This is a genomic window from Pantoea sp. PA1 (assembly GCF_056856975.1).
In genome coordinates, this window is record NZ_JBXGEE010000001.1 from 2,188,545 (window position 1) to 2,213,361 (window position 24,817).

At 53.3% G+C, this 24,817-nt stretch carries 26 protein-coding genes, 1 other RNA gene and 1 pseudogene; 17 read left to right on the forward strand and 11 right to left on the reverse strand.

Features of this window, described 5'->3' with window-relative positions; all coding sequences use genetic code 11:
- Nucleotides 1-129: 129 nt before the first annotated feature.
- From rseC to rpoE, 4 genes are read right to left on the reverse strand one after another with little or no spacing between them, the layout of a single operon-like run.
- Nucleotides 130-594: a SoxR-reducing system protein RseC gene (gene rseC / locus AC1V0D_RS10470; RefSeq protein ID WP_046102382.1), complete on the reverse strand. Its 465-nt coding sequence runs from the start codon at nt 592-594 to the stop codon at nt 130-132.
- Entirely contained in the window at nt 591-1,547 is a 957-nt protein-coding gene (gene rseB, locus AC1V0D_RS10475; RefSeq protein WP_046102383.1) for a sigma-E factor regulatory protein RseB, read from the reverse strand. The genes rseC and rseB overlap by 4 nt, the downstream gene beginning before the upstream one ends.
- Complete coding sequence (gene rseA, locus AC1V0D_RS10480; RefSeq protein WP_009088654.1) at nt 1,547-2,200, reverse strand: anti-sigma-E factor RseA; 654 nt, start codon at nt 2,198-2,200, stop codon at nt 1,547-1,549. The genes rseB and rseA overlap by 1 nt, the downstream gene beginning before the upstream one ends.
- A 27-nt stretch (nt 2,201-2,227) precedes the next feature.
- Entirely contained in the window at nt 2,228-2,806 is a 579-nt protein-coding gene (rpoE, locus tag AC1V0D_RS10485) for an RNA polymerase sigma factor RpoE (protein ID WP_009088652.1), read from the reverse strand.
- Nucleotides 2,807-3,218: 412 nt separating this feature from the next.
- Between rpoE and nadB the strand changes: the two genes are divergently transcribed.
- Nucleotides 3,219-4,841 carry an L-aspartate oxidase gene (nadB, locus tag AC1V0D_RS10490; protein WP_111208330.1) on the forward strand — a complete coding sequence of 541 codons (1,623 nt, stop codon included), beginning with the start codon at nt 3,219-3,221 and terminating at the stop codon, nt 4,839-4,841.
- Here the strand turns inward: nadB and trmN are convergent.
- Nucleotides 4,826-5,575 carry a tRNA(1)(Val) (adenine(37)-N(6))-methyltransferase TrmN gene (gene trmN / locus AC1V0D_RS10495; protein WP_111208331.1) on the reverse strand — a complete coding sequence of 250 codons (750 nt, stop codon included), beginning with the start codon at nt 5,573-5,575 and terminating at the stop codon, nt 4,826-4,828. The genes nadB and trmN overlap by 16 nt on opposite strands.
- Nucleotides 5,576-5,739: 164 nt before the next feature.
- On the opposite strand from trmN, the gene srmB reads away from it, so the two are divergent.
- Nucleotides 5,740-7,068, forward strand: coding sequence for an ATP-dependent RNA helicase SrmB (srmB, locus tag AC1V0D_RS10500; protein WP_111208332.1), 1,329 nt, complete (start codon nt 5,740-5,742; stop codon nt 7,066-7,068).
- Nucleotides 7,069-7,285: 217 nt separating this feature from the next.
- Here the strand turns inward: srmB and grcA are convergent, their stop codons facing one another.
- Complete coding sequence (grcA, locus tag AC1V0D_RS10505; protein WP_009088643.1) at nt 7,286-7,669, reverse strand: autonomous glycyl radical cofactor GrcA; 384 nt, start codon at nt 7,667-7,669, stop codon at nt 7,286-7,288.
- 242 nt (nt 7,670-7,911) lie between these two features.
- On the opposite strand from grcA, the gene ung reads away from it, so the two are divergent.
- Nucleotides 7,912-8,592, forward strand: coding sequence for a uracil-DNA glycosylase (gene ung, locus AC1V0D_RS10510; RefSeq protein WP_111208333.1), 681 nt, complete (start codon nt 7,912-7,914; stop codon nt 8,590-8,592).
- A gap of 59 nt (nt 8,593-8,651) precedes the next feature.
- Here the strand turns inward: ung and grpE are convergent, their stop codons facing one another.
- Nucleotides 8,652-9,233 (reverse strand): nucleotide exchange factor GrpE, encoded by a 582-nt coding sequence (grpE, locus tag AC1V0D_RS10515; RefSeq protein WP_009088632.1) that lies wholly within the window; start codon nt 9,231-9,233, stop codon nt 8,652-8,654.
- Nucleotides 9,234-9,355: 122 nt separating this feature from the next.
- Between grpE and nadK the strand changes: the two genes are divergently transcribed.
- From nadK to bamE, 4 genes and pseudogenes are all read left to right on the forward strand, one after another.
- Entirely contained in the window at nt 9,356-10,234 is an 879-nt protein-coding gene (gene nadK, locus AC1V0D_RS10520; RefSeq protein WP_009088631.1) for an NAD(+) kinase, read from the forward strand.
- Between the two features lie 84 nt (nt 10,235-10,318).
- A pseudogene (locus AC1V0D_RS10525) lies at nt 10,319-10,492 on the forward strand (AAA family ATPase); the annotation flags it as partial.
- 52 nt (nt 10,493-10,544) lie between these two features.
- Complete coding sequence (gene recN / locus AC1V0D_RS10530) at nt 10,545-12,206, forward strand: DNA repair protein RecN (protein WP_009088630.1); 1,662 nt, start codon at nt 10,545-10,547, stop codon at nt 12,204-12,206.
- 185 nt (nt 12,207-12,391) lie between these two features.
- On the forward strand, nt 12,392-12,739 hold the full coding sequence (gene bamE / locus AC1V0D_RS10535) for an outer membrane protein assembly factor BamE (protein ID WP_009088629.1): 348 nt from the start codon (nt 12,392-12,394) through the stop codon (nt 12,737-12,739).
- Between the two features lie 87 nt (nt 12,740-12,826).
- On the opposite strand, the gene AC1V0D_RS10540 is transcribed toward bamE, so the two are convergent.
- Nucleotides 12,827-13,120, reverse strand: a complete 294-nt coding sequence (locus tag AC1V0D_RS10540) for an RnfH family protein (protein ID WP_140029722.1) — start codon at nt 13,118-13,120, stop codon at nt 12,827-12,829.
- On the reverse strand, nt 13,113-13,547 hold the full coding sequence (locus tag AC1V0D_RS10545; RefSeq protein WP_009088627.1) for a type II toxin-antitoxin system RatA family toxin: 435 nt from the start codon (nt 13,545-13,547) through the stop codon (nt 13,113-13,115). Before AC1V0D_RS10545 ends, AC1V0D_RS10540 begins: the two co-directional genes overlap by 8 nt.
- A 158-nt stretch (nt 13,548-13,705) precedes the next feature.
- On the opposite strand from AC1V0D_RS10545, the gene smpB reads away from it, so the two are divergent.
- The 5 genes from smpB (at nt 13,706) to AC1V0D_RS10570 (ending at nt 19,055) form a co-directional block, all read left to right on the forward strand.
- Nucleotides 13,706-14,188 (forward strand): SsrA-binding protein SmpB, encoded by a 483-nt coding sequence (smpB, locus tag AC1V0D_RS10550; RefSeq protein ID WP_009088626.1) that lies wholly within the window; start codon nt 13,706-13,708, stop codon nt 14,186-14,188.
- 43 nt (nt 14,189-14,231) lie between these two features.
- Nucleotides 14,232-14,593, forward strand: a transfer-messenger RNA (tmRNA) gene (gene ssrA / locus AC1V0D_RS10555).
- Nucleotides 14,594-14,786: 193 nt separating this feature from the next.
- Nucleotides 14,787-15,929, forward strand: a complete 1,143-nt coding sequence (locus AC1V0D_RS10560) for an integrase domain-containing protein (protein ID WP_482907370.1) — start codon at nt 14,787-14,789, stop codon at nt 15,927-15,929.
- Nucleotides 15,930-15,993: 64 nt separating this feature from the next.
- Nucleotides 15,994-16,788 (forward strand): hypothetical protein, encoded by a 795-nt coding sequence (locus tag AC1V0D_RS10565; protein WP_482907371.1) that lies wholly within the window; start codon nt 15,994-15,996, stop codon nt 16,786-16,788.
- Complete coding sequence (locus AC1V0D_RS10570; RefSeq protein ID WP_482907372.1) at nt 16,785-19,055, forward strand: UvrD-helicase domain-containing protein; 2,271 nt, start codon at nt 16,785-16,787, stop codon at nt 19,053-19,055. The genes AC1V0D_RS10565 and AC1V0D_RS10570 overlap by 4 nt, the downstream gene beginning before the upstream one ends.
- A 276-nt stretch (nt 19,056-19,331) precedes the next feature.
- On the opposite strand, the gene AC1V0D_RS10575 is transcribed toward AC1V0D_RS10570, so the two are convergent.
- Both AC1V0D_RS10575 and AC1V0D_RS10580 read right to left on the reverse strand, forming a co-directional pair.
- The gene (locus AC1V0D_RS10575) at nt 19,332-20,144 is read right to left on the reverse strand and encodes a hypothetical protein (protein ID WP_482907373.1); all 813 of its coding nucleotides are present in this window, start codon (nt 20,142-20,144) and stop codon (nt 19,332-19,334) included.
- A 17-nt stretch (nt 20,145-20,161) separates the two neighbouring features.
- Complete coding sequence (locus tag AC1V0D_RS10580; RefSeq protein WP_111208338.1) at nt 20,162-20,437, reverse strand: ogr/Delta-like zinc finger family protein; 276 nt, start codon at nt 20,435-20,437, stop codon at nt 20,162-20,164.
- Nucleotides 20,438-20,969: 532 nt separating this feature from the next.
- Here AC1V0D_RS10580 and AC1V0D_RS10585 point away from each other — a divergent pair.
- From AC1V0D_RS10585 to AC1V0D_RS10605, 5 genes are read left to right on the forward strand one after another with little or no spacing between them, the layout of a single operon-like run.
- The gene (locus AC1V0D_RS10585; protein ID WP_482907374.1) at nt 20,970-21,236 is read left to right on the forward strand and encodes a helix-turn-helix transcriptional regulator; all 267 of its coding nucleotides are present in this window, start codon (nt 20,970-20,972) and stop codon (nt 21,234-21,236) included.
- A gap of 28 nt (nt 21,237-21,264) precedes the next feature.
- On the forward strand, nt 21,265-21,804 hold the full coding sequence (locus AC1V0D_RS10590) for a host cell division inhibitor Icd-like protein (protein WP_482907411.1): 540 nt from the start codon (nt 21,265-21,267) through the stop codon (nt 21,802-21,804).
- A complete protein-coding gene (locus tag AC1V0D_RS10595) occupies nt 21,801-22,025 on the forward strand; it encodes a hypothetical protein (RefSeq protein ID WP_111208340.1) in 225 nt (74 codons plus the stop codon). The genes AC1V0D_RS10590 and AC1V0D_RS10595 overlap by 4 nt, the downstream gene beginning before the upstream one ends.
- Nucleotides 22,022-22,345, forward strand: coding sequence for a DUF5375 domain-containing protein (locus AC1V0D_RS10600; RefSeq protein WP_482907375.1), 324 nt, complete (start codon nt 22,022-22,024; stop codon nt 22,343-22,345). Before AC1V0D_RS10595 ends, AC1V0D_RS10600 begins: the two co-directional genes overlap by 4 nt.
- A 14-nt stretch (nt 22,346-22,359) precedes the next feature.
- Nucleotides 22,360-24,690, forward strand: coding sequence for a phage/plasmid primase, P4 family (locus tag AC1V0D_RS10605; protein ID WP_482907376.1), 2,331 nt, complete (start codon nt 22,360-22,362; stop codon nt 24,688-24,690).
- Nucleotides 24,691-24,817 lie beyond the last annotated feature (127 nt).

Below are 24,817 nucleotides of genomic sequence, written 5' to 3' on the forward strand. Positions count from 1 at the left end.
CTCATTAATGACGACGCATATTACACTGTTAACGCCGCGCATAAAAGAATGGAACGAGGTGGAAGCGAAACAGATATCTGCGCAGGGCAGAACGGACAAAGGCCGCGGAGTGCGCGGCCTGGACGTGCGTTACGCTTCGCTTTCGACACGCAGCGCATCGGGAGGTAACGCGATATTGAGGATCACCGGCTGAAAGGCTTCGCGATCGCCAAATTTCAGTGAAACGCCTTTCGCGATAATAAAGCCGCCAACGCCGCCCAGCAGCGCACCGCAGGCCGCCGCCAGATCGCTGCTGAACAGCGACTGAAACAGACCCGCCACCAGAAAGAGGCCCAGCAGCGGCGTCATGTAGACCAGCAGCGCCGAACCGAGCAGGCTGCTCTCTCTGATGCCCAGTTCGATGCGCTGCCCCGGCTGCAGTGGCTCGCTGCTGGCGATCTGCATCACGTGAGCATTTTTCGGGCCGAGTTTATTCAGCATATGACTGCCACAGCCTTTGCGCGCCTGGCAGCTGTTGCAGGAGGTTTTTGCTTCAGTGTGCAGCGTGGCGATGCCATCCTGCCATGCCACCACGGTGGCCCATTCTCTCATCATTTCTGTGATCCCAGGTCGATGCTGTCCGCGATACGTTTAGCGGTTGAAGGCGGTATCTCGCCAATCACCGCAATCTCGTAATTATTGCGCACAACAGTCTGAACCGTACGACGCCCAGTGCGCAATGTCTGGGTAAGGCTGGTTTTATCCGCCGGCGTCACGTTGATCGCAAAACTGAACAGGCCGTCGCTGTAGAGCTTCGATTCCATATTTTTGTTCAGCGCCGGCAGCGAACGGCGATTCTGCGACACCAGTGACATCCCGGCAGGTATCCAGCCTGGCTGCCAGGTGAGCGTGACCGCATCCCCTTTTGGCACCGACAGCGACGGCGGCAGATTGGCCTTCTCCAGCCCCTGCATCAGGTTACGCACACCCTCATCCACCGCAAAACTGATCACGCGGAACTGCTCCAGCGTTTCACCATCACGGTCAAGCAGGTCAATGCGCAGCGGCAGTTTGGTATCGACATCCAGCCAGACCACATAGCTGTAGCGGGTGCCATCCCGTGAAACGATACGCAGCACATCACACATCTGATCGGCAATGCGCGAACGTCCCACGGTAATGAAATCGTAGGCGCTGGCCAGCTTGCTGAAGTCAGCAAAAATCACAGACGGCAGTGCGTCAATGATGTGATTGCCGGGAAGCGAAAAGGGATCGAGGCCAGGTTCGAAGTAACTGATATCGTTGCCGCGCTGGATCACTTCCCGACGCGGCCCGTCCATCTGCAGCAGCTGAGCGAATATCCGGTTATCGATCACAGCATGTCGATAGCGCAGCGATTCGATGCCGATGCGGGAGACGTTGATATAGGCGAATTCGTAGTTGAGGTTCTGGCTTGCCTGTTCCATCTGCTGCAATAGCGCCCCGGACGCCGAAGTTTGCGCCGGGGCGACAGATGACCACAACAGGCTGCCTGCCAGCAGGCTAACAGCATACCAATGCGGCTTCATTACTGCTGCTGCTGTCCTAAAGATTGGTTTCCGGGAACATCCACCTGTGCCTGTTTAGGGGCATCGGTTTCGAATTGCAGCTGATCAGCGTGCAGACGACGCTGCAGTTCATAATCCTGCAGCATCGCATTGACGCGACGGCGCTGATCCTGAACCTGCTGATTAGAACTGTTGGTGTCAAACGCATCAGACGGCACGCCCAGGCTGACCGGCGACGCTTTACCCATCATCGGCAGCGTATTGAACACCGGCGAGTCAGAAGTCTGTGTCGCGCTGCCCTCAGGCTGATTGTAGTGCTGAACACCCACGATGACGGCCAGTGACACACAGGCTGCCACACCCACCTGCGTCAGCTGAGCTGCCCACGGACGCGCTTTTTTCCAGAACGGCATCTTTTCCCAGCGGGAAGGTTCTGGCTGAGCTTCAGGGATCAGCGTTGTGACAGAACGCAGCGGTTCTTTTTCGATAGCAGCAGCGACGCGCGCAGAGATATCGAAATGCAGGTGCTCACTCACGTCACCGCGCATGGTATCGCGGATGAGGTGATAGCTTGCCCAGCTTTTCTGCAGTTCTGCGTCCTTCGATAAGGCGGAAAACAGCTCGTTATCTAAGGTCTCACCATCCATTAAAGCGGAAAGTTTTTCTTTCTGCATGCCTATGTACCCTTCCAGTAGCCGTTATCACTGACGTTGGATAAGCGGTTGAACTTTGTTATCAATAGCCTCTCGCGCACGAAAGATACGTGATCGAACAGTGCCTACCGGGCAATCCATAATGACGGCGATCTCTTCATAGCTCAGGCCGTCCAGTTCCCTGAGGGTGATTGCCATACGCAAGTCCTCGGGTAGCGCCTCGATGGTACGAAAGACAATTTGTTTCAATTCGTCAGACAACATTAAGTTCTCAGGGTTCGAAATTTCTTTTAATGCACCCGCACTTTCGAAATTTTCTGCGTCAATCGCATCCACGTCGCTGGATGGCGGACGACGCCCCTGAGCAACCAGGTAATTTTTCGCTGTATTGACCGCAATGCGGTACAGCCAGGTATAAAAGGCGCTATCGCCACGGAATGAATCCAGTGCGCGATACGCTTTGATAAATGATTCCTGTACGACATCAGGCACATCGCCTGAAGGTACATAGCGTGAAACCAGGCTCGCCACTTTGTGCTGGTAACGAATCACCAGTAAGTTGAAAGCTTTTTGATCTCCCTTCTGAACCCGCTCGACAAGAACCTGATCCGTTAACTGCTCGCTCATCCGAGGTAATGTCTCCCCAAACTTTTCTTACGCATAAAGTAACTGCCAGCACATCTCATTGGTTCTGAGCAAGCATGCGCTTAGAGTTGTGATGTGGTGCGAAGTTCACTTCCCGACCTGATATTTGCCGCTCCGGAATTGATTACACAGGTTGTTCGTTTTCGTTCAGTGTAAGGAGCGCAAATCGCAGGCAGAGTAACCTATGACAACAGCTTTTTCATCATTAAATCCTCCGCCGATAATAAGTTTGGTATAGAAAACAGAGCTCAAATTGTACTGTTTATAACTTAATGATTATCGGTGATTTTTCTGAATTCACACCGTGGATCTGCGAACTTTTGTTTAAAATACTTCACAGTGACCGGCTCAGGGCTTATGCTCAGGGCAATCTTTGTTTAGTAAATTAAACATCATGACAAATGCGAATCCGGATTATCAGTGTGATGTATTGATTGTGGGCAGCGGTGCGGCGGGCCTCTCTTTAGCGCTGCGCCTGGCGAAACAGTATCAGGTCACGGTGCTCAGCAAAGCGCAGGTCAATGAAGGCTCTACGCTTTATGCTCAGGGCGGCATTGCGGCGGTGTTCGATGAGACCGACAGTATTGAAGCGCATATAGAAGATACGCTGATTGCCGGCGCCGGACTGTGCGACCGGGAGGCGGTCTCGTTTATCGCCAGCAATGCGCGGCACTGTGTGCAGTGGCTGATCGACAATGGCGTTGCCTTTGATCTCGATCCGCAGGCCTCAGGCGAGATGCGCTATCACCTGACGCGCGAAGGCGGACACAGCCATCGCCGCATTCTGCACAGTGCCGATGCCACCGGTCATGCGGTTGAAACCACGCTGGTAAGCCAGGCGCTCAGCCACCCGAACATCCGCATTCTGGAGCGCACCAACGCGGTCGATCTGATTCTCTCCGATAAAATCGGCCAGCCTGGCCCGCGCCGGGTGGTGGGTGCCTGGATCTGGAACCGTAACCGCGAGCAGGTGGAAACCTGTCAGGCGCGGGCGGTGGTGCTGGCGACCGGCGGCGCCGCCAAAGTGTATCAGTACACCACGAATCCTGACGTCGCCTCCGGTGACGGGATTGCGATGGCCTGGCGTGCGGGCTGCCGGGTCGCCAATCTCGAATTTAATCAGTTTCATCCCACCTGCCTGTTTCATCCCCAGGCGCAGAACTTCCTGCTGACTGAAGCCCTGCGCGGAGAAGGCGCCTGGCTGGTGCGTCCCGATGGCAGTCGTTTCATGCCCGATTTTGATGAGCGCGCCGAGCTGGCTCCGCGCGATATCGTCGCACGCGCCATCGATCATGAGATGAAGCGGCTGGGCGTGGACTGCATGTATCTGGATATCAGCCACCAGCCGGAAGAGTTTGTGCGCGCCCACTTCCCGATGATTTATGAAAAGCTGCTGACCTTTGGCTTCGACCTGACCCGGGAACCGATCCCGATCGTGCCTGCCGCCCACTATACCTGTGGCGGCGTGATGGTGGATCAGCATGGGCAGAGTGACGTCAGCGGCCTGTATGCCATCGGCGAGGTGAGCTACACCGGCCTGCATGGTGCGAACCGCATGGCCTCTAACTCGCTGCTGGAGTGCCTGGTCTATGGCTGGTCAGCCGCCGAAGCGCTGATCCAGAGCCTGCCAGACATAGAGGCTGTGACCACCCTGCCCGCCTGGGATGAGAGCCAGGTCGATGATGCCGATGAGCGCGTCGTCATCCAGCACAACTGGCATGAGCTGCGGCTCTTCATGTGGGATTATGTCGGCATTGTGCGTACGACGCGGCGACTGGAGCGGGCTTTGCGCCGCATCACCCTGCTTCAGCAGGAGATCGATGAGTATTACCGTCACTTCCGCCTCTCCAATCATCTCCTGGAGCTGCGGAATCTGGTTCAGGTGGCGGATCTGATGGTGCGCTGTGCGCTGGAGCGAAAAGAGAGTCGCGGACTGCACTATATTCGCGACTACCCGAACCTGCTGCCTGAGGCGCGACCGACAATTCTGACGCCGCCCGGCTACATAAAGAGATAGAACGCCCGCGTCAGGCTGCACCACTCATCCGAATAGTGGGTGTCTGCTGCGCGGATAGCGAGCCGCTCCAGCAGGGTTTCGCCTGGCTGCGGCGAAAAGCCCAGCACTACCCGGTGCGGCGGACGATGGGCATACTCCGCCACATCCAGGCGCGAACGCAGATGCCAGCCATCCGCCTCTGCCAGCGCGATAAAATCCTGGCCGATGGCGGCAGGCAGCACCACGCAGAACATCCCCTCCTCCTCAATCAGTAACGCCGCGCTGCGCAGTAACGTCTGATGGTCGAGCGAGGCTGTGGCGCGGGCGCTGTCCCGCGCTGGCGTAGAACAGGCCACGCCAGGCGCAAAGTAAGGGGGATTGCTGACGATGAGGGAGTAACGCGCGGTGGACTCCTCTGCCCAGCGGGCGATGTCGTGCTGATGCACCCGGATTCGTTCAGGCCACGGCGACTGCTGCACATTCTCCTGCGCCTGCTGCGCGGCCTCAGGCTCTAATTCAACCGCATCGATCAGCACCTGCGACGGTGTACGCTGCGCCAGCATCAGGGCAATCAGCCCGCTGCCGCTGCCGATATCCAGAATGCGCCTGACCCCGGCCACCGGTGCCCAGGCCCCGAGCAGAATGGCATCGGTTCCCACTTTCATCGCACAGCGATCGTGCGCGACAAAAAATTGTTTAAAGGTAAAACCGTTCTTGTTTAACTGTGGCCGTTCACGCGGCTTATCCTGCATCATTGTTCACTACCATCGTTTTTTCCTGCCGTCCGGCAGCGCATGAGTGTAACGTGGCAACAGAGGGAATTCACGCGGCAGACAACCCCAGGCGCAGCGGAAACGGATTAACAGATGAAGATTCAGTCTGATCTGTCTATAATCAGCGCCCCAAACTGAGGTAGACCATGACAGTAACCACATTTTCCGAACTCGAACTCGACGAAAGCCTGCTACAAGCGTTGCAGGAAAAAGGCTTCACGCGTCCAACAGTGATTCAGGCTGCTGCAATTCCGCCCGCGCTGGAGGGCCGCGACGTTCTGGGTTCGGCACCTACCGGGACCGGGAAAACCGCCGCCTATCTGTTACCGGCGCTGCAGCACCTGCTTGATTTTCCGCGCAAGAAATCTGGCCCGCCACGCATCCTGATTGTGACCCCGACCCGCGAACTGGCGATGCAGGTCGCCGAACACGCGCGTGAACTGGCGAAACATACCCATCTGGATATCGCGACCATCACGGGCGGCGTGGCCTACATGAACCACGCCGAAGTGTTCAGCGAAAACCAGGATATCGTGGTCGCGACCACCGGTCGCCTGCTGCAGTATATTAAAGAAGAGAACTTCGACTGCCGCGCTGTGGAAACGCTGGTGCTGGATGAAGCGGACCGTATGCTGGATATGGGCTTCGCCCAGGATATCGAAACCATCGCGGCTGAAACGCGCTGGCGCAAACAGACCCTGCTCTTCTCCGCCACGCTGGAAGGCGACAACATCCGCGATTTCGCCGAACGTCTGCTGAACGATCCGGTTGAGCTGGAAGCGGATCCGAGCCGTCGCGAGCGCAAAAAGATCCAGCAGTGGTACTACCGCGCTGACGATCTTGAGCACAAAACCAAACTACTGATCCATCTACTGAAGCAGCCGGAAGTGACACGCAGCATCGTGTTCGTGCGCAAGCGTGAGCGTCTGCATGAGCTGGTGAGCTGGCTGCACGAAGCGGGGATTCGCACCAGCTATCTGGAAGGCGAAATGGTGCAGGCGAAGCGTAACGAAGCGATCAAACGTCTGAGTGAAGGACGGGTGAACGTGCTGGTTGCCACCGACGTTGCGGCGCGCGGCATCGACGTTGAAGATGTCAGCCACGTCTTCAACTATGACATGACGCGCACCGCCGATACCTATCTGCACCGTATTGGCCGTACCGGTCGCGCCGGTCGTAAAGGCATCGCCATCTCGCTGGTCGAAGCGCACGATTACGTCCTGCTGGGTAAAATCACCCGCTACGTTAATGAGCCGATTAAAGCGCGCGTCATTGACGAACTGCGTCCGGTGACCCGCGCTCCAAGTGCGAAAACCACCGGCAAACCGTCGAAAAAGGTGCTGGCTAAGCGCGCAGAGAAGAAAGCGAGCGAAACTGAAAAACCCCGCGTGAAAAAACGCCATCGTGACGCCAAAAATATCGGCAAACGCCGTAAGGCAAGCGGCACCGCGTCCGCTAACGAGAATGCGGAATAAAACAGCGCTTAAACAAAAAAATCGCCTCTGATGAGGCGATTTTTTTTAGCTGACAGCTGTTAACAGCCTTTTCACACCATTTTACCTGCCTGATCGCGTTGCTGGCGATACTCACTGACCGGCTCGCTGTACATGACTCTCTATCTTGCTGATGATGCTGATAAAATATGCTGTGTGCGCTTTGCGTTTATTTTCAGCGTCCAATCACTCAGGCCACTTAAAGACTTTCGGTAAAAGTACGGGCAATCACGTCACGCTGCTGTTCAGGAGTCAGTGAGTTGAAGCGCACGGCATAGCCCGACACGCGGATGGTCAGCTGCGGGTAGTTTTCCGGGTGCTTCACCGCATCTTCCAGCGTTTCACGACGCAGCACGTTGACGTTCAGATGCTGACCGCCTTCAACACGCACCTGCGGTTTGATTTCTACCGGAACTTCACGATAAGCAAATTCGCCCAGCTCGCTGATAGCCACAACCTGGTCTTCTTCATAACCCCCGGCGGCACACAGGCAACGCGCCTGGGCTTTCTCTTCGTCCAGCAGCCAGAAGGAGTTCAGCAGGTTGGCATGGTTGGATTGAGTGATCTGGATTCCTGTGATCATCTTTGCATCTCCCGAATAATAGGTGAATAAATCAAATTTAAGGCTCCGGTATACCACCCATCCTTTCGACCGGCCTTGACCTGCATCAATCTTCACCCGGCGCTCCGTGGCCATTCAGGCTAACCCGTTGATCTGAAAATGCATTGCTTCTTAACTTTATTTGTATTTTTCAAATTTATTTTACCTTCAGCTGGGCGGCAGGAACGGCTAAGCTTACGGCACTAACGGAAAGGGAGTTGAACATGGCTGAAAAGCTGACTTGGCACGACGTGCTGGCTGAAGAGAAACAGAAACCCTATTTTGTCGAGACGCTGAAGCTGGTCGCCGATGAACGCGCTGCGGGGGTCACCGTCTATCCGCCGCAGAAAGATGTCTTTAATGCCTTTCGCCTGACGGAACTGGGCGACGTCAATGTCGTCATCCTCGGTCAGGACCCCTATCATGGCCCTCACCAGGCACACGGCCTGGCCTTCTCTGTGCTGCCAGGTGTTCAGGTGCCGCCATCCCTGCAAAATATCTATAAAGAGTTGCAGCAGGATATTCCGGGCTTTGAGAAACCCAGTCACGGCTTCCTGGAGAGCTGGGCGAAACAGGGTGTGATGCTGCTGAACACCGTTTTAACGGTCGAGGCGGGCAAAGCGCACTCCCATGCGCGATTCGGCTGGGAGACGTTTACCGATAATGTGATTGCAGCGATCAATCAGCATCGTGAAGGGGTGATTTTTCTGCTGTGGGGATCGCATGCCCAGAAGAAAGGCAGCATCATCGATCGCCAGCGCCATCATGTATTGCAGGCGCCGCACCCTTCGCCGCTCTCTGCGCATCGCGGCTTTTTCGGCAGCCACCATTTCTCAAAAACCAACGAACTGCTCAGCGCGGCCGGCAAAAAACCGGTGGACTGGACGCCGGTATTACCGGACTGACGCCAGAATGCACACGGCCGCGTCAGTGCGCGGCCGTGTAGCGGGATTCCGGTGCTGAATCAGCCTTTGGCTTTGGCAACGGCAACCATCGCCGGACGCAGCAGGCGACCATTCAGCGTATAACCACGCTGCATCACCAGCATGACATGGTTAGGCTCGAACTCTTCCGACTCCATCATCGACATCGCCTGATGCACTTCCGGGTTAAACGGCACGCCGGTTTCGCCGACCACTTCAACACCGAATTTACGCACGGCACCCAGCAGACCTTTCAGAGTCAGTTCAACCCCTTCGATCATAGGTGCCAGCTGTGAATCTTCTTTGTTCGCCACTTCCAGCGCGCGCTCAAGGCTGTCGATAACCGGCAGCAGTTCGTTGGCAAATTTCTCCAGCGCAAATTTGTGCGCCTTCTCAACGTCCATTTCCGCACGACGACGAATGTTTTCGACTTCAGCCTGCGCACGCAGCTGAGCATCACGCACGCCGGTCTGAGACTGCGCTAATTCAGCTTCGAGCTGAGCGATACGCTCATCACGCGGATCCACCTCTGCCGCTGTCTCCGCTTCCTGAGGTTGCTGCTGATCCTGCTGAATTTCGTCTGAGACTTGCTCGTTTGGGGTGTTCTGTTCTTTACTACTCATGAATTTCTCCGCGTTTTGCACATTCATTTCGCTGGTTGGCTTATTATGGGGATTGAAATAGCGGTTTCAAGGGAACCTGTCACATTGCCTTGCCGTTTTGGCTTATAAGGAACACCGACCAGATGAACAAACACTTTAACTGCATTGGTATTGTGGGTCATCCACGCCATCCCACCGCGCTAACCACGCATGAGATGCTCTGGCGCTGGCTGACAGCCAAAGGTTATCAAGTGATCGTCGAGCAACAGATTGCGCAGGAGCTGTCGCTTCACGATGTGCAGACCGGCACGCTGGCGGAGATTGGTCAGCAGGCCGATTTAGCGGTGGTGGTAGGCGGTGATGGCAACATGCTGGGGGCTGCACGGGTGCTGGCCCGTTACGACATCAAGGTGATTGGCATTAACCGCGGTAACCTGGGCTTTCTTACCGACCTCGACCCCGACAATGCGCAGCAGCAGCTGGATGAGGTGCTGCAGGGCAACTATTTTGTCGAGAGCCGCTTTCTGCTGGAAGCGCAGGTGTGCAAATCGGCCTGTTCGCCGCGCATCGGCACCGCCATCAACGAGGTGGTACTCCATCCAGGCAAAGTCGCGCACATGATCGAATTTGAGGTTTACATCGATGAGGTGTTCGCCTTTTCGCAGCGCTCTGACGGACTGATTATCTCCACCCCTACCGGCTCGACCGCCTACTCGCTCTCTGCGGGTGGCCCGATTCTGACACCGTCGCTGGAAGCGATCGTGCTGGTGCCGATGTTCCCGCATACGCTCTCGGCGCGGCCGCTGGTCATCAACAGCAGCAGCACCATCCGCCTGCGCTTTTCGTCCCGCCGCAGCGACCTGGAAATCAGCTGCGACAGTCAGATCGCCCTGCCGATACAGGAAGGTGAAGATGTTCTGATCCGGCGCAGCAATCATCACCTCAACCTGATTCACCCTAAAAACTACAGCTATTTCAACACGCTGAGCTCTAAACTGGGCTGGTCAAAAAAATTGTTCTGAAAAGGGGTGCAGCCTCTTTACTGGATAAAAAACCAGTTTATACTGTATGGAAAACCATATGTGTTTATTCGTACAGGTGAACCTATGCTGGCCCAACTGACCATCAGTAATTTCGCTATCGTTCGTGAGCTCGACATTGATTTCCACCGCGGCATGACAGCCATCACGGGTGAAACCGGTGCCGGTAAGTCCATCGCGATTGATGCGCTGGGATTATGTCTTGGCGGTCGTGCTGACGCCGACATGGTGCGTCAGGGANCAGTTTATACTGTATGGAAAACCATATGTGTTTATTCGTACAGGTGAACCTATGCTGGCCCAACTGACCATCAGTAATTTCGCTATCGTTCGTGAGCTCGACATTGATTTCCACCGCGGCATGACAGCCATCACGGGTGAAACCGGTGCCGGTAAGTCCATCGCGATTGATGCGCTGGGATTATGTCTTGGCGGTCGTGCTGACGCCGACATGGTGCGTCAGGGAGCCAGCCGGGCTGACCTGTGTGCCCGCTTCCAGCTTAAGGCCTCCCCTTCAGCCCAGCGCTGGCTGCTGGATAATCAGCTGGATGATGGCAACGAGTGTCTGCTGCGCCGGGTGATCAGCGCCGATGGCCGTTCGCGCGGCTTTATCAACGGCACCGCGGTCCCGCTCTCTCAGCTGCGCGACCTTGGTCAGCTGCTGATTCAGATCCACGGTCAGCATGCCCATCAGCTTCTGCTCAAACCCGATCACCAGAAACATCTGCTGGATGCCTATGCCGGTCATGATGATCTGCTGCAGCGCATGCGTGCCAGCTATCAGACCTGGCATCAGAGCTGCCGCACCCTGGCGCTGCATCAGCAGCAGGCGCAGGAGCGCGAAGCGCGCCGTGAACTGTTGCAGTATCAGCTCAAAGAGCTGAACGACTTTGCCCCGCAGCCGGGTGAATATGAGCAGATCGACGAAGAGTACAAGCGTCTGGCGAACAGCGGCCAGCTGCTGTCAACCAGCCAGCAGGCGCTGCAGATGCTCTCCGACAGTGATGACACCAATCTTAACAGCCTGCTCTACAGTGCCCGAGAGCTGATTTCTGAGCTGACCTCGCTGGATGAGAAGCTGAACGGCGTGCATAACCTGCTGGAAGAGGCGGCTATCCAGCTGAGCGAAGCGAGCGATGAGCTGCGTCACTACTGTGACAGTCTCGATCTGGACCCTAATCGCCTGTACGAACTGGAAAAACGGATTTCGCGCCAGATTGCCCTGGCGCGTAAGCATCACGTCACGCCAGAAGCGCTGCCTGAACTGCATCGGCAGCTGCTGGATGAAGCGGAGCTGCTGTCACAGCACGAAAGCGATCAGGAGAGCCTGCAATCGCTGGTCGGTGAACACTATCAGGCGGCCCTTAAGAGCGCCGAAGAGCTCCATCAGCAGCGCAGCCACTTTGCAGATGAGCTGCAGCAGCTGATAACCCAGAGCATGCATCTGCTCTCAATGCCGCACGGCCAGTTTAAAATCGCCCTGACCTTTAACCCGGATCAGCTGACGGCTGACGGCGCGAGCCGCGTCGACTTCCAGGTCACCACTAACCCTGGTCAGCCGTTGCAGCCGCTGGGTAAAGTGGCTTCAGGCGGTGAGCTGTCACGTATCGCACTGGCGATTCAGGTGATCACCGCGAAGAAAATGGAAACGCCGGCAATGATTTTCGATGAGGTTGATGTCGGCATCAGCGGCCCGACCGCCGCTGTCGTAGGTAAACTGCTGCGTCAGCTGGGTGAATCGACGCAGGTTATGTGTGTCACGCACCTGCCGCAGGTCGCCGGTTGCGGTCATCAGCACTTCTTTGTGAGCAAAGAGACCGACGGCGCAATGACTGAAACCCACATGCAGCCGCTGGACAAGCGGGCGCGCCTGCAGGAACTGGCTCGTCTGCTGGGCGGCAGCGAGGTCACCCGCAACACCCTGGCGAATGCAAAAGAACTTTTAGCCGCATAGCAGCGCACTTTTTTAACCTGACGGGGTCATATGCTTGCTCTGCAGAGGTTTCCAACAGCGAAAAGGTTTATTATCATCGGCACTTATGTCGCCAGAGTAATAAAGCCTGCCGCAGGCAGAGTTCAGATTTTGATGGCAATAAAATCGCCTGTTGAGGCGTTTGGCCCCGGAAAAGGAATGTATAGATGCGCTGTAAAACGCTGACTGCCGCGGCAGTGGTAATGTTGATGATGACCGCCGGATGTTCCACTTTAGAGCGCGTGGTCTACCGTCCTGATATCAACCAGGGCAACTATCTGGTTGCCAACGATGTGGCCAAGATCCATACCGGTATGACACAGCAGCAGGTGGCTTACACACTCGGCACGCCGATGATGAAAGACCCGTTTGGCAGCAACGTCTGGTATTACATCTTCCGTCAGGAACCCGGCCATGAGCGCGTCAAACAGCAGACGCTGACCCTGACCTTTGATGGCAACGGTGTGCTGACCAACATCGACAATAAGCCGAATCTCTCTCAGAACAGCGATTAATCACACGGCATAGAGTCTGAAAAAAGCAGCAAAAAGGCGCACCGAGCGCCTTTTTTTATGTCCGTTATCTGCAAAGCCAGACAGAACTTATTTTTTGCTCACCGCAGCCCGCTCTGCACGCTGGCGACGAAGCTCTTTAGGATCGGCAATCAGCGGGCGATAAACTTCGATACGATCGCCCTCATTCACCTCATCATCCAGCTTCACCGGCCGACTGTAGACGCCGACCTTGTTGCTGGCGAGGTCAATTTCGCGACGCAGCTCCAGTAACCCTGATTTTACGATGGCCTGTTCTACCGTGCTGCCCTGCTCCACTTTGACATAGAGCTGATACTGCTTTTCAGGCAACGCATAGACCACCTCAACGGCGATGTCAGGCACTGTAGACCTCTTTGGCACGCTGGGTGAAAGCCTGCACCATGCTGTTGGCAAGCTCTTTGAAGATGCGTCCAAAGGCCATCTCTACCAGCATATTGGTGAATTCAAACTCCAAGCTTAATTCGACTTTGCAGGCGTCATCGCCCAGCGAAACGAACTTCCATCCGCCGGTCAGCTTACGGAACGGGCCGTCAACCAGCTGCATATGGATGCTCTGGTTATCCGTCAGGGTGTTACGGGTGGTAAAGGTTTTGCTGATACCCGCTTTCGAGACATCCACAGACGCCGTCATCTGATTCTCTGACGCATCCAGCACGCGGCTTCCGGTGCAACCCGGCAGGAATTGCGGATAGGCATCCACATCATTTACAAGTTTGTACATCTGCCCGGCACTAAACGGGACCAGTGCCGAACGACTAATCTGAGCCATAATGGTTCCTGTTCATCAAGAAACCGCTGAATAATAGCATTTTCAGCGATCAAACAAAAATGTCCCTGGTAAAGGGTGTGCTAGAATATCCCGTTTCCTGCTGCCCCGCTGGACTGGGGATGCGATAACCGACTAAGTGATGTAAAATACGCCTCATTATGACAAAGAAAAAAGCACACAAACCCGGTTCGGCCACTGTTGCCATGAACAAACGCGCCCGCCACGAATACTTCATCGAAGAGGAGTATGAAGCGGGATTATCGTTACAGGGATGGGAAGTCAAATCACTTCGTGCTGGTAAAGCCAACATCAGCGACAGCTATATTCTGCTGCGCGATGGCGAAGCGTTCCTGTTCGGTTCAACCTTTCAACCCTTAGCGGTTGCGTCCAGCCATGTGGTCTGTGACCCGACCCGTAACCGTAAGCTCCTGCTGAAGCAACGCGAACTCGACTCCCTGTATGGACGCGTTAACCGCGAAGGTTACACCCTCGTGGCGCTGTCGCTTTACTGGAAGAACGCCTGGTGCAAACTGAAGATTGGTGTGGCACGCGGTAAGAAAGAGCACGACAAGCGCGACGACATCAAAGATCGTGAATGGAAATTAGACAAAGCCCGTATCATGAAGAATTCAGCGCGCTAAGCACTGGATTTTATGCTGTTTAATTGCTAATATTTGAAGTTCTGGGGCTGATTCTGGATTCGACGGGATTGTGAAGCCTTAGGAGCATGCCGAGGGGCGGTTTGCCTCGTAAAAAGCCGCAAAAAAATAGTCGCAAACGACGAAAACTACGCTTTAGCAGCTTAATAACCTGCTCTGAGCCCTCTCTCCCTAGCTTCCGCTCTTAAGACGGGGATCAAGAGAGGTCAAACCCAAAAGAGATCGCGTGGATGCCCTGCCTGGGGTTGAAGCGTTAAATCCAATCAGGCTAGTCTGTCAGTGGCGTGTCTGTTCGCAGCTGACCGGCGAATGTAAAAACTGACTAAGCATGTAGTGCCGACGGTGTAGTAATTTCGGACGCGGGTTCAACTCCCGCCAGCTCCACCAAAATTCTTCAATGATGGTTCCAGAGCCATCCGTAGAAGTCCTAGAAGCCCGCATGGCACAAGCCTTGCGGGCTTTTTTGTGTCTGTAGCCTTCCGAGAAGATCCGCCTAAATCCAGTGATAATTGGTATACGTATTGGTATACGGTAAGATGTATCCTAAAAACGTATACCAATTTTCGTAGGAAAGCCCCGTATGGCAAGGACAACGCGCCCTTTAACCAACACTGAAGTGCTTCGCTCAAAAGCCATTGATAAAGATTTAACGTTGCATGATGGCGACGGACTTTTTATGGTTGTAAAGACCACCGGCAAGAAGCTATGGCGCTTTCGCTATCAGCGGCCAGTCACAAAGCAGCGCACTATGATGGGCTTGGGTGCCTTTCCTGCTCTATCGCTGGCCGATGCCAGACGCCTGCGTGCTGATTACCTCTCCTTACTCGCTAATGGTATTGACCCACAGACCCAGGCTGAAAAAGTAACAGAACAGCAGCAGATCGCTTTAGACAGTATTTTTTCAACTGTAGCCTCTAACTGGTTTACCTTGAAGCAAGCAAGCGTTACCCCGGATTACGCGAAAGATATCTGGCGCTCTCTTGAGAAAGATGTTTTCCCTGCCATTGGCGAGATTCCCGTGCAGGAAATCAAAGCACGTAAGCTTGTAGAAGCACTTGAGCCGATTAAGGCCCGTGGTGCTCTTGAGACAGTACGCAGACTGGTACAGCGTATTAACGAGATTATGATTTATGCTGTTAACACGGGTTTGATTGATGCTAATCCTGCTTCTGGGATCGGTATGGCTTTTGAAAAGCCTAAAAAGCAGCACATGCCAACTTTAAGACCTGATGAACTGCCTATGCTGATACGTTCTTTATCTATGTCCAATCTATCGATTCCGACTCGCTGCCTGATTGAGTGGCAGCTTCTTACACTTGTGCGTCCCTCTGAGGCATCCGGTACACTTTGGTCAGAATTAGATTTTGATGCAAAACTATGGATAATCCCTGCAGAACGGATGAAGGCTAAGCGACCTCACATGGTGCCGCTCTCGAACCAAGCATTAGACATTCTTGAGATAATGAAGCCCATAAGCTTTCACCGGTTACATGTTTTCCCGAGCAGAAATCACCCTTTGCAGTCATTAAACAGCCAGACTGCAAATGCTGCTTTAAAACGTATAGGATACAGTGGAAAGCTTGTCGCACATGGCCTCCGGAGCATTGCCAGCACCGCTTTAAACGAAGCTAATTTCGATAAAGATGTAATTGAAGTTTCTCTCGCTCATGCCGATAAGAACGAAGTGAGGAGAGCCTATAACCGTTCAACTTACCTTGAGTAAAGAAGAGTAATGATGGATTGGTGGGGCAGCTTTGTTTATAAAAGGTGAAGCTTAAGGAGATGAAATGTTACGTGATATGATAGATTGCGCCGATGATAAAAGTCTAACTCAAGGTACAATCTTCAACTGTGCTTATTGTGCCTCATATCCCAACCATGAGACCTTAGGCTTAGTAATTACAGCGCGGTGTGATATTGCAAACAAGGATAAAGTAAAATTTTATAACTTCCTGACAGCCGTTCCATTTGATATATGGAAGAACAAAGATTTACTTCCTTTAATTAAGAAAAAAAATTTAACTAGCCTAATTTCCCAACTATCAAATTTGATTCTAAGGGCTGGTTTTTCTAAAGCAAACCTCGATACCTTCGGATATAAAAAAGTATATGAATTCATAGTATCTAATAAAAAACTCAAACCAAGAGAAATAACTCAACTTGATACATTGCAAAGTAAAATTGACTGTTTAACCAACGAGTCATGCTATAAAGACATTCACATTCACTTCTCAGATGAAATCAAAAGGGAGCTGAATGATATAATTCAAAATAAAAATTCGGACTACTTTTTCATTGATGAGATCCAAGGTTATAGATCAGTGATTGTGAATTTGCGAGAAATATATGAGCTTGAAGTATCAATTGCATCAAAAATACCGTATGGGATTGAGCTTGATGACGGGAGACAATACCCGGGACTAAATCTTAACGTTTCAAATAAATTTTGCAGCATCGTCGGTCAAGTGAGATCACCTTATATTGAGCTACTTTTACAACGATTTGCCAATAACTTTGTGAGAGTGGGTGTAAATAATCCACATCCACTTTTATCTTCTTCAATCATGGAGGTTGAGAAATGAATTTCATTGCTATTGATAGTAATGCAGCAAGAAAAATAGTATCTGAAAGGATGCTTCAGTCAGCTGATTATGACAAAGGACTTCTCTTAGCGAACCTATTGAAGAATGGAGTCATCAGTGACTTCAGTAATGATATAAAAGCTGTAATTGGAAGTTCTGGCATATATTTACTAAGTAAAAACCCCTCAAAGAAGAACTTCTTAATATTTGATACAACCACCTTTAACGGGTTTCAAAAAAGTAGTAATGAAATAATAACCATTATACAAAAATCATGTAGATTAGCCATTAAGCTTTGGGACAAAATCGGGCATAGCCCATGCGAAAAAATAATAAGCGGCACATCATTAATTGCTTTACTGCCTTTATCTTTTACAACGGGGAAATCTTACAAGATCTTTCTTGATAAATCCCCTGATAAAGATAGACAAGAAAAACGCAATGAAGCCAGCTTCCTTATTTTCCATGATGGTTATGAAACAGCAGGAATTGAGCCTAAGCTTTCAAATTTCCGCAAGGCAAAAGAAGGAATTCATGATTTAGACACCATCAATTTATTTACTGCAAAAGATAAAAAAGAAGTTACTACCACCTCATATTTAAATATCAATGAGGTTGACACTAATAATACACTCTCAAACCCTCACATGGGATTAGATTATTGGTCAAAGAACTTAACTGAAAATCAAAAAAGATTTGTATATAGCGAAAGCTACGGCCCCGACATTTTAAAAGGTGCAGCCGGAACAGGTAAAACCTTGAGTTTAATTCTGCGTTGTGTTGTTCAGCTAAATAATGCAAAAAAACTAGATTCACCTTTGCGCTCTATTTTTATAACTCATAGTATTGCTACTAAAGCAAACATTGAGAACCTGATCACCTCAAATGGTGGAGCAGAGTTTATCAATTCTGAAGATCAGCAATCTGTTGTTGTAACCACTTTGCAAGAATGGTGTATTCAAAATCTTGGAAACCGCATTTCAGCTACTGAATATTTAGATAACGACGCTCTTGAATCTAAACAATTGCAATTGTTATATATCAGTGAAGCATTAGATGAATTTTTAATAAATGACTATGCTGGGGCAGTTAACTTCATTTCGAACGATTTGAAAGTTTTCTTTGGCAATAACGACCCTTGGTCCATTTCAATGCTATTACAGGAAGAAATATCCACCTATATCAAAGGCCGCGCCAGCGACGATCTAAAGACTTACATTGCCCTTCCAAGAACTAAAAACACCTTACCTTTAAGTACTGAGGATGATTTTAAAACAATATTCTCTATTTATAGCAAGTATCAAGATAAACTCATTTCTTTAAATTTATTTGACAGTGATGACATAACACTATCTGCACTAAAGGAAACTTCGACTCCTATCTGGAAAAGAAGACGAATGAATAGCGGCTTTGATATAATGTATATTGACGAAACCCATTTATTCAATATAAATGAATTAAGCTTATTTCATAACCTCTTAAAACCAAATTCCAATCATATTGTTTTCACCATGGACAGAAGTCAGGCGACCGGTGATACCGCTATTACTAAAGATGATGTCACTAAGGAACTCGACGCCAAGCTAGCTAATGAGCATGGATTAAACGCGGTATTCCGCTCATCTGAACACATTATAAACCTGGCTAGCTGTGTACTAGCTTCAGGAGCAACTCTCTTTCAAGAACTTGAGAACCCTTTATCAGAGTCAATGACAGGACATACTTCACTCATTGAAGAAAAATGTAATGTCCCTTATATAATTACCAAACAGACTTCAGAAGAGGTTTATAAGGCCGCTTTTTCATTAGTTGACTACCTATCTGATTCACATAGCATTTCACGAAGTGATATCCTTATCGTACCGTGTACTGATAGTTTATTGACTGAACTCAAAAAACATGCTGATTCAAACTCGAAAGATTATATTTCAATTGAAAGGCGAGGTGATAATCTAGCCGTTAGCAATGCTGCTAGAAATAATCAGTATATCATTGGCGGCATGGATTACATCGGAGGCCTTGAGTTTTCGGCTGTAATAATCATTGGAGCTGATGCTGATAAATTCCCTGAGCAGTCTACATACTCTGGTGAGTCACCTCATTTTATTAACTATTCATCGTTCAACAAGCTCTATGTTGCTATAACTAGGGCAAAGTACCAAGTTGCCTTTATCAGTGAAAAGACACAAAAAATATCCCCATTGCTTGAAACGGCTCTTGGTGAGGGACTTCTAATTCATGATGATGAGTTAACTGAAAAAATATAAAAATAGTTTGTGCGTTAACACCTCTTCGTTTAGCGCACATTCTTTATTCTCTAGAGCGTTGGCGCGCGCTCGTAGCCCCGCCACGCCTGCCCGCTTTATGCAGCGGTTTTCATGCACCTGCATGATTAGGCCTGATCCGCGCCGCAGCTGGCCTTATCTGCCGTTCCGGGGTGTCGGAGACTCATGCGTTTTCATTCAGCATAGACATGCACTCACGCAGCGGACGTAAAAAAGCCCGGCACGGGCCGGGCTTCGGTGAGTTTCTGAGCCTGCAGCTCAGAAAAGTTTACGCTTGCGGCGGTCGGTTCTGGCTCCCCGGAAAGGATGCGCACCGCTCACGCTCAGCACGTCATCACGGAACATCAGCGGCTGATTTACGCTCGTCCATCGCTTAATCAGGTTCTGGATATATACGCGGTATAGCGTGTCGACATCGTTCGCACCTTCGATAACCCCCGGTGCATGCGTTGAGCCATTACGTTCAAACTGGCTGTACTTCATCCTGAGCAGGCTGCTCAGCTCCGCGCCATGAATGATAAAGAAGTCATCAATCAGCGTATCAATGCGCTCATCCGTAATGCCCTCATGACAGAATACGTAAACGTTAGCCTTGCGCCCGGTCACGTCTGCCAGCACCGGCAGCTGCTTTTCCTTTTCGGCAATCAGCCCGGCAAGGTCTGATGCCGTTTCCTGCTGCTCCAGATACTCCGCGCGCAGCGTCTTCATCTCCGGCGTGACGGTTCCGCCATTCTGTCCCAGCAGCTCACGGAAGCGTGCCCGGTTGTCCCGGCTTGCCTGCTCCATTTCGGCCTTACGCTGGCGCAGCCCGCTGAGATTTTCAGTGGCGGTCTTTTCAGTCTGTCTTGCCTCCAGCCAGGCCAGCATCTTTGTATTGAGGTCTTCAATACGCAACCGCCACTCAGAGGACAACCCCTTTACCAGCTCGGTGGTGTGGCTGATAACGTCGGCCTCGGGTAACCGGAGGAGCCATCCGGCTTCCCTAAGTGGGCGCTGTGCTCTGGCCTGCGCCGTACCGATACGGTTACCGGCGGCCTGAATCTGTTCGTCGGTCATGTTCTGCTGTGTCATGCTGTTTTTCCTCTCTGTCAGGGCTGTGCGTGGCGGTCTTTGCGGGCGCTGGCTGAACCATAGCGGCCCAGCGTCTGCGGCTGGCGAACCGGCACATCATTCTGCCGTTCCGGCTCTACTAATGCGGGCCTGTGGGGCTTCATGATGATTTTCTCGACGCTCTCCAGCGCGGTGAAGGTGCAGGAGCAGTCGAGGTTCTGGCACTGGTACCAGGTACGCTTTACGGAGGGCGCTTCATAAGCGCTGGTGCGGGTGTGGGCTACCTGACCACATTCGGGACATTTCAGGGCCATCTCGTTTCCTGTCGGCTGGTTTCAGTAAGTCAATTGTGCCGGGTCTGGCACAGCGGCTTCTACCGGAGGGCGTTGTATGACGGACCAGACAAAAGCATTACTTCTGGCGAGCCAGGAAAAGGTCTCACTGAAGCCTGTTATCAGCTTTCAGTTTTATATAAATCCTTCACTATTCTTCACCAGAGAGAAAAAAATAGTAAATACAGTAAATTAAGAGGTGAAGAATGAAAAAGTAATCCTTCACCCTCTGTTCACCATTGTTCATTGCCGGGAATCCGGCCTTATTCGCCCTTTAGAATGAGTAGTTTTTAAAATTCGACTGAAGCAAACTTAAAGTTATTGGATAAAACCTTACTATCCCTCTTTAGTACTATTTAGCACTATTCTCGTACACCCATGCTTTATGTGGTTTTAGTGCGACCGGTCAGGCAGATTTCTGTTGTTGTCACCGACAAAAATATTCGCAAAATAAAGAGCTACCCGATGCCGTACACACCTGTGCGGCACTTCACGGACACATAAGAGGTAGCTCATGCACACGACTTTAAACGCTCATTTATCCGCCCCGGCGGCACCAGCCATGCCGGTATCATTCCCGGTTCAGGAGCGCTTTATGCGCCTGCCGGAAGTGATCCACGTCTGCGGCCTGTCCCGCTCAACCATCTATGACCTCATCAGCCGCAGTGCTTTTCCGGCGCAGGTATCGCTTGGCGGCAAGAATGTCGCGTGGCTTGCCAGCGAGGTCAGCGCCTGGATGAATGCACGCATCGCAGCACGCGGTCAGGAACGTGCAGCATGATCTCCACCAACTCTTGAGATTTTACGCCATGCTGCATTTTCCTGTGTCCCCCGGCTTGCGCGCCGGGGGCATTCCCTGGTACAGTCTTTCTGCTGTCGCAAAATCGGCAGCCGGGATTGGCGTCCTGAATATCTCAATGGCGACACCAGACGCCCCATGCGTCTTTTTTTGTGTCCATGCCTTAGTGCAACCATTTTTCGGGCTGCGGCGTTATTGCCGTAGTGCCGACTGTGTAATGGTGGCCCGGGCGGGGGCTTCTCACGAAGCGCCGGTATCCATTGAGGCCGGTTACGCCAACCCCGTCCGGGCTACCACCAGTGAAATTGGCGTTTCCGGTGGTGGCGATAACCGCTACTCAATGGAGACTGCCATCATGGCTACGGTCCTGAATTCCCCATACCCTCAGTTTATTTTCGTCTTTGCCGCCGTGCGCCGTACCGAGCGCCAGCAGCGTATCCACATGCTCCGCACAGTTGCCTCTGACGAACGCGCCGCCCGCCTGCCGCTGGCCCGCGATTACGTGCTGTCACTTGCCGCCCGCCTGCCGGTACGAGAGGTGCGCGCATGACTCACGCCACCATTTCCCACGCAGACCTGTTACGCCTTGAACACCTGCGCAACGCCGGGCGCTTTATCAGCGACATGACCCTGCTTCAGGAGTGCCACGAACAGCCACCGGCCACACAGCAGGCGCAGCTGAACTCGCTGATTTTCCTCATCACCGAGCAGCTGGACGGGGTGGTAAGCCGCTGTCAGGACGGCTGGATGAACGGGGAGGTTAAGCCATGAGCACACGTACCCTTTCCCCCGAACTGCATTCCGCGCTGTCCCGCCGCGCGGTGGCCTGCGCCTGGCTGACCGTCTGCCGCGAACAGAAGCGCTATCCCGGCCTGACGCTGGCGCGCCTTGAACACGCCATTGAAACCGAGCTGGAAGGCTTCTATCTGCGCCAGCACGGACGCCAGCGCGGTCAGGAAATTGTTTGCGCGCTGCTCGACGACCTGCTGGCCACCGGGCCGCTCAAGTCGGTTCCGTGCCTGAGCTTTCTGGGACATGTGGTGATGGATGAACTCTGCGGGCGTCTCAAAGACGCGCCGGTGCTGCACTGAGGGAGAAAAGAACAATGAAAATGACCGTATCAGACGCGGCAAAAGCCGCGCGAGGCCAGTGGCCCCGCATCCTGCCCGCGCTGGGCGTGAAGGTGGAGAAGAACCGCCATACCTCCTGCCCGGTATGCGGCGGAACCGACCGCTTCCGCTTTGACGACCAGGAGGGACGCGGCACGTGGATTTGTAATCAGTGCGGTGCCGGTGACGGCATGGACCTGGTAAAAAAGGCCCTATCACTGAGCCTGATCGAAGCCGCTGCGCGCGTTAACGGCCTGGCCGGCTGCCTGCCACCGGTGGACAACACTCCTGCCGCCAGCGCGTGCGGAGATAACGAAGCCGCCCGTGCCGCAGCCGTTAAGCAGGCCCGGCAGCTGGTCAGCACCGCGCAGCAGGCAACCGGCAACGCTTACCTGTCCCGCAAGGGCTGGCCGGAGCAGTCCTGCCTGACGCTGGCGAAGCCGCAGAAAGTCGCGCTCACTGCCTACCGTGCTGGTGATGTTATCGTTCCCCTGCACGATACGGGCGGCCAGCTGGTGAACGTGCAGCTGATTAACGCCGCGGGCGAAAAGCGCACGCTGAAGGGCGGCCAGGTAAAAGGCGCATGCCACGTTCTCAGCACCGGCAAACCGGCAGCGCGCATCTGGCTGACGGAGGGCTACGCCACCGGCCTGACGGTGCACAACCTGACCGGGGATGATGTGTGGATTGCCCTGTCGTCCGTCAACCTCCTTTCTCTGGCTGGCCTTGCCCGTGAAAAGCATGCCGCGCTGCCGCTGCTGATTGCCGCCGACCGCGACCTGAACGGCGACGGCCAGGCTAAAGCAAAGCAGGCCGCCGAAGCCAGCCGCGCAGCCGTCGCCCTGCCTCCGGTGTTCGGCGACTGGAATGACGCTTTCATGCAGCACGGTGAGGAAAGCACCCGGCGGGCGCTGGCTGAAGCCGCCACGCCGCCCGCCGCCAGTCCGTTCGACGTGATGAGTGAGGCGGAATTTTCGGCCATGAGCGCCAGTGAAAAGGCGGAACGCGTGGCGGAGCACTACCGCAGCGCGCTGGCCGTGGACGCCAGCGGGGAAATTCTGTCCCGCTACCGTTCCGGCGCGTGGAAGGTGATTTCCGGGAAGCAGTTCGAGCGCGACGTGGCAAAGCTGTTTCAGCGCCTGCGCGCGCCGTTTTCGGCGGGCAAGATTTCGGGCGTGGTGGACACGCTGAAGCTGATGCTGCCGCAGCAGGCCGACCCGGCGCGCCGTCTGATTGGCTTCCGTAACGGCGTACTGGATACCCGCACCGGCAGCTTCAGCCCGCACAGTAAAGACTTCTGGCTGCGCACGGTCAGCGAGGTGGACTACACGAAGCCCGTTCAGGGTGAAACGCTGGCAGACCACGCGCCGCACTTCTGGCAGTGGCTCGACCGCGCCGCCGGACGCGACCCGGCCAAACGCGATATTATTCTGGCCGCGCTGTTTATGGTGCTTGCGAACCGCTACGACTGGCAGCTGTTTCTGGAGGTCACCGGCCCCGGCGGTAGCGGTAAAAGCATCATGGCAGAAATCGCCACCATGCTGGCCGGAACGGACAACACCACCTCAGCCACCATTGAAACTCTGGAGTCGTCACGCGAACGCGCGGCGGTGATTGGGTATTCGCTGATTATACTGCCCGATCAGGAAAAATGGAGCGGCGATGGCGCGGGCATCAAGGCCATCACCGGCGGCGATGCGGTCTCCGTGGACCCGAAGTACCGCGACGCCTATTCGACCCACATTCCGGCGGTGATTCTGGCAGTGAACAACAACCCGATGCGCTTCACCGACCGCAGCGGGGGCGTGTCGCGCCGCCGGGTGATACTGCACTTCCCGGAAATTATCCCGGCAGACGAGCGCGACCCGCAGCTGAAGGAAAAAATCAGCGGTGAGCTGGCCGTTATCGTGCGCCAGCTGATGCAGCAGTTCAGCCAGCCGCAGCAGGCCCGATCGCTGCTTCAGTCGCAGCAGAACTCTGACGAGGCGATGCGCATTAAGCGCGATGCGGACCCGATGGTGGACTTCTGCGGCTACCTGTTCACCACGCCGGAGCCAAACGCGCTTTATATGGGGAACGCCAGTATCAGGCCGCTTCAGCCCAGGCGTTACCTTTATCACGCCTATCTGGCCTATATGGATGCCAACGGCTATAAGAATCCGCTCAGCATGAAGATGTTTGGCCTGTCGCTGGAGAGCATCATGCGGGAGTACGGACAGCACTACATGAAGCGCCGTACAAAGCTGGGTATGCAGACGAATCTTGACCTGACGGAAGAAAGCAGCACCGACTGGCTGCCAAAGTGTGATGATCTCACCGCTATATAACTAACCAAGACCGGCGAAAGCCGGTTTTTACAATCAGACTTCCTGTAGTTAAGGAAACTCGTCTCCTCAAAGCACCGTTGATCATTTTACCGCATCCATTTTTAATGAAAACAAAATGGATGAAATT